We start from the raw sequence: 4,090 nt of genomic DNA on the forward strand, positions 1-4,090 counted from the left end.
GAACATTGCAGCGTCAGCTGCTGGCCCTGCCGGAAGCGACCATCATGACCTTCGCGCCGCCGACCCTGCCGGGGCTGGGCAACGCCTCCGGCTTCGATCTGCGCATACAGGCGCAGACGGGGCAAAGCCCGGCGGAGCTGGAGCGCGTGACGAGCGGGGTGCTGATGAAAGCCAATCAGCACCCGCAGCTAAGCCGTGTGTTCACCACCTGGAGCAGCAACGTCCCGCAGCTGACGCTGACCGTCGATCGCGAGCGTGCGGCCCGTCTCGACGTGCCGGTATCGCGCATCTTCAGTAGCCTGCAAACCGCCTTTGGCGGCACGCGCGCCGGGGATTTCAGCATCAACAACCGCGTCTACCACGTTGTCATGCAGAACGAAATGCAGTGGCGCGAGCGCGCTGAGCAAATCAGCGAGCTGTTTGTGCGCAGCAACAGCGGCGAGCGGGTGCGCCTGAGCAACCTCGTCACCATCACGCCGGGCATTGGCGCGCCGTTCCTGCAGCAGTACAACCAGTTTCCGTCCGTGTCGGTGAGCGGCTCGGCGGCGGAAGGGGTGAGCAGCAGCACCGCGATGGCGGTGATGAGCGAAATTCTGGCAGAGATCCTGCCTGCCGGATACGACTATGCCTGGAGCGGCATGTCGTATCAGGAGCAGCAGACCGGCAATCAGGCGATATGGATTGTGCTGGCGGCGGTGGTGATGGCGTGGCTGTTTCTCGTCGCCCAGTATGAGAGCTGGACGCTCCCGGCGAGCGTGATGCTCTCGGTGCTCTTCGCCCTCGGCGGGGCGCTGGTCTGGCTGTGGATGGCGGGCTACGCCAACGATGTCTACGTGCAAATTGGTCTGGTATTGCTGATCGCGCTGGCGGCCAAAAACGCGATTCTTATCGTGGAGTTCGCCCGCGCCCGGCGCATGGACGGAATGACGATTGTCGATGCGGCGAGGGAAGGGGCATCGCGCCGCTTCCGCGCGGTGATGATGACCGCCGTGTCGTTTATTATCGGCGTCATGCCAATGATGCTGGCGACCGGGGCGGGTGCCCAGAGCCGTCGCATCATTGGCACCACGGTGTTCAGCGGTATGCTGGTGGCGACCGTCGTGGGGATCGTGTTCATTCCCGCGCTGTTCGTGCTGTTCCAGCGTCTGCGTGAGTGGGGCCACGGCCTTACGGACTCGTCGCCCACAGCTCGCAGTGCTTCTGAACGAGAGAAATAAGCGAGCCGCCGTCGGCAATAAAGTCCCGCATGCGCTGCGCCTCGCTCTTGCCCTGCTTTAACAGCAGGGCAATTTCAGTGATTGCGCTTGTCGCGCCGAGCTTCTCGGCCGATGGCGCAACCTGTTCCAGCAGCCAGGCGATATCTTCCGCCACGGTTTTCTGTTCGCCGGTATGCACGTCCGTCAGAATCCCCTCCAGCCCGTAGCGACAGGCCTGAAAACGGTTAAATCGGTACAGCAGAAAATCCTTCTCCTGATGCTTATAGGGCCGCGTGGTCAGCAGCCAGTGGGAGGTTGCCTGGATCAGCCCGGCAATGTTTATCGCGTGGCCGAGCGTCAGCGGCGTATCCATCACCCGCACTTCCACGGTACCAAAGTGCGGGCTGGGGCGAATGTCCCAGTGCAGGTCTTTAATGCTGTCGATCATGCTGGTGGCGCTCAGGCGGCGGAACAGCCCCTCGAACGCCTGCCAGTTGTTGACCCACGGCATCTGGCCGTTATCCGGAAATCCCGAAAAAATATTCAGACGCGATGAGGCGAACTTCGTGTCCGTGCCCTGCATGTAGGGTGACGCGGCGGCGAGGGCGATAAAGTGCGGCACAAAGCGCGACAGACCGTGCAGCAGGTAAATGGCATCGTCCCCGGTTCGACAGCCGACGTGTACGTGCTGGCCGAACACCGTGGCCTGCAAAATCAGGTAGCCAAAGCGCTCCAGCGTGACGTTATAGCGCTCGTCATCGCACACCTCCTGGCGCTGCCATTTCTGGAACGGATGCGTCCCGCCGCCGCAGATCTGGATATGCTGCTCCGCCGCCGCGCGCAGAATACTCTGTTGCATCACCGAGAACTGCGCCGCTGCCTGGTCGATGGTCTGGCATACGCCGGTGGCGATTTCAAGCATGCTTTCGGTGATGTCGTGCTTCACTTCTCCGCCTTTAATGTCGTCTTTGACGGCGGCGATCAGTGCGGAGGAGTCCTGGCTCAGATCGTACCCGGGCGGATTAACCACCTGCAGTTCGAGTTCGATGCCGAGGGTGAACGGTTCAGAGGACGTGAAATCGGGTAAAGGCATGGCGCACTCCGTTGTCAGTTGTGTGTTGAGTATAGACAACGACGTGGCGCTCACTTTTCAGGGTGGTATAACTGTTAGCAGGCTTAGCGAACAGGGGAGTTAATCATGTCTGACAATCCAGTGATTGCGCTGATAGGTCCCGGTGCGATTGGGACCACCATTGCCGCGGTGCTGCATGAGGTGGGCCGCACGCCGCTGTTGTGCGGACGTACCGCACATCCGGAATTACGCCTGCGTTATGACGAGGGCGAAACGGTGGTACCCGGTCCGGTCTTAACCGATCCTGCCGTCATTACGCGTCCCGCCGATCTGGTTTTTATCGCGGTAAAAACGACGCAAAATGCCGACAGCGCCGGATGGCTGCGCACGCTGTGCGATGAAAACACCGTGGTCTGCGCCCTGCAAAACGGCGTGGAGCAGAAAGCCCAGCTTGAGCCGTGGGTCAACGGCGCAACGGTGCTGCCGTCGGTGGTCTGGTTCCCGGCACAGCGCGAGCCGGATGCCTCCGTGTGGCTGCGTGCCAAACCGCGCCTGACGCTGCCGGAGGTGCCGCAGGCGCAGCGGGTGGTGGATGCGCTTCGCGGTACGCGCTGTGAAGTGGAACTCTCGGCAGATTTCGCCACGGTCGCCTGGCGCAAGCTGCTGCAAAACGCGGTCGCCGGGCTGATGGTGCTGGCTAACCGCCGCGCCGGGATGTTCAGGCGTGAGGACATCAGCGAACTTGCGCTGGCCTATCTGCGCGAGGGGCTTACCGTTGCCCGCGCCGAGGGGGCGAAGCTTGACGATGCGGTGGCCGGGGAGATCCTGGCGAACTTTCAGCGTGCGCCTGAAGACCTGGGCACGTCGATCCTGGCCGATCGTCAGGCCAACCGTCCAATGGAGTGGGATATCCGCAACGGCGTGATCCCGCGCTATGGCCGCAAACACGGGATTGCGGTGCCCATCAGCGACGTGGTGGTGCCGCTGCTGGCGGCGGGGAGCGAGGGGCCGGGTTAACGGCCGCTGTTTTTCCGTTCGGCAAAATAATGCGCGGGTGTGCTGCCCATCGCTTTTCTGAACATGGTGATAAACGCATTCACGGATTCATACCCAAGCGTTGCCGCCACGTTCTGGACAGGCACGCCGCTGGCCAGCTCCCGCAGGGCAATAATCAGGTGCAACTGCTGCCGCCATCGCCCAAAGCTCAGCCCGGTCTCGCGTTGCATCAGGCGTGCAAACGAGCGCTCGCTGAGGGCGAGCCGTTTCGCCCAGTCTTTCAGGGTGCTTCTGTCCTCAGGGCGGCTGACCAGCGCGTCGGCCATGGCGCGAATTTTCGGGTCGGTCGAGACCGGCAGGCTGAGCTTCTGCTGCGGCATGCTGGCGAGCTCATCCAGCGTGACCCGGGTCAGTCTGGCGGCGTGGCTGTCGGGAGGATAATCCACGCCTTCGCGCGTCAGGCGGTCGACCAGCTCCGTAATCAACGGCGAGATCGCCAGGGTGCAGCACCTCTCCGGCAGCGCCGCCGCGCCGGGCTCAATAAACAAATAGTTCAGATGCGCGTTCCACGTCGCTTTCGCGCTGTGCGGGATCCCGCCGGGGATCCAGACTGCGCAGTCTGGCGGCACGATCCAGATGTCATTCTCCGCGTAACAGCTGACCGCGCCGTAACGGGCAATAATCAGTTGGCCCTTGTGATGGGTATGCACCGGCACTTCCGCAGCGTAGTCCACAAAGTCCAGATGACGCGCCACGGCAGGAGAGGCGGTAGAGTCAGGGTCATACAGCGTATTAGCGGATTGCGGCTTCATGATTCTGGCAACAT

General features: G+C 62.3%; 4 protein-coding genes. 2 read left to right on the forward strand and 2 right to left on the reverse strand.

What is annotated here, in order from left to right; genetic code table 11:
• The coding region (locus tag L977_RS20330; RefSeq protein WP_047626819.1) for an efflux RND transporter permease subunit at window positions 1–1,217 on the forward strand (1,217 nt) is incomplete at its 5' end.
• On the opposite strand, the gene L977_RS20335 is transcribed toward L977_RS20330, so the two are convergent.
• Entirely contained in the window at window positions 1,168–2,289 is a 1,122-nt protein-coding gene (locus L977_RS20335) for a YbdK family carboxylate-amine ligase (protein WP_014882882.1), read from the reverse strand. The genes L977_RS20330 and L977_RS20335 overlap by 50 nt on opposite strands.
• Window positions 2,290–2,394: 105 nt before the next feature.
• On the opposite strand from L977_RS20335, the gene L977_RS20340 reads away from it, so the two are divergent.
• Window positions 2,395–3,285: an oxidoreductase gene (locus L977_RS20340; RefSeq protein WP_047626822.1), complete on the forward strand. Its 891-nt coding sequence runs from the start codon at window positions 2,395–2,397 to the stop codon at window positions 3,283–3,285.
• Here L977_RS20340 and L977_RS20345 read toward each other — a convergent pair.
• Window positions 3,282–4,076, reverse strand: coding sequence for an AraC family transcriptional regulator (locus tag L977_RS20345; RefSeq protein ID WP_047626824.1), 795 nt, complete (start codon window positions 4,074–4,076; stop codon window positions 3,282–3,284). The genes L977_RS20340 and L977_RS20345 overlap by 4 nt on opposite strands.
• Window positions 4,077–4,090 lie beyond the last annotated feature (14 nt).

This window comes from Enterobacter sp. ZOR0014, from assembly GCF_000798855.1.
GTDB lineage: Bacteria > Pseudomonadota > Gammaproteobacteria > Enterobacterales > Enterobacteriaceae > Enterobacter > Enterobacter kobei.

What these genes read in the sequence shown, in the direction of transcription:
- L977_RS20345 (WP_047626824.1), bottom strand. Translation starts at nt 4,076, where the DNA reads ATGAAGCCGCAATCCGCTAATACGCTGTATGACCCTGACTCTACCGCC.
- L977_RS20335 (WP_014882882.1), bottom strand. Translation starts at nt 2,289, where the DNA reads ATGCCTTTACCCGATTTCACGTCCTCTGAACCGTTCACCCTCGGCATC.
- L977_RS20340 (WP_047626822.1), top strand. Translation starts at nt 2,395, where the DNA reads ATGTCTGACAATCCAGTGATTGCGCTGATAGGTCCCGGTGCGATTGGG.